Here is a 614-nt window from a genome sequence, read left to right on the forward strand (position 1 = left end):
ACAGCTACGCAGCGGTTGATTGTGCCCCTCTAGAAGTTTGGGATTCGTCAAAAGTTTATAATGGCGGCGACCAAGTTCAGCACGAAGGTAACGCATACAAAGCGCGTTACTGGACGCAAAACAATAACCCTGCACAAGCTGGCCAGTGGGGCGAGTGGGAATCTCTTGGTGCTTGTGATGGAACAGGTCCTGCTGATCCACCACAAAATGAAATCCCGACGGTGACTCTAACCGCTCCTTCTGCGTCGGCATCTATCACCGCTGGTGAAGTGGTTAACCTAGCCGCAGATGCAGCAGACACTGATGGCACAATTAGCAAAGTTGAATTCTTTGTTGATGGTGCTTTAGTTGGTCAGTCTACTTCGGCTCCTTTCACTGCATCTTGGACTGCAACTGAAGGCGTACACGAGTTTTCAACTAAATCTTATGATGACGCTGGTGCGGTAAGTACTGCAAGTTCAGTAACGCTTACGATTGCTTCAGCTCAACCAGGTAATGAAGCGCCTACAGTGGATGTTGCGCTTTCAGCTACTTCAATCGAGTTAGGCGGTACTGTTACGCTTACTGCTAACGCAGCAGACGCGGATGGTAGCGTTGCTAAAGTTGACTTCTAT

At 49.0% G+C, this 614-nt stretch carries 1 protein-coding gene; it reads left to right on the forward strand.

All coding sequences use genetic code 11. From position 1 onward, the window contains the following. On the forward strand, nucleotides 1–614 hold a 614-nt coding region (locus R7O13_RS28550; RefSeq protein ID WP_318305419.1), incomplete at both ends, for an Ig-like domain-containing protein.

The organism is Vibrio sp. Y176 (genome assembly GCF_033438945.1).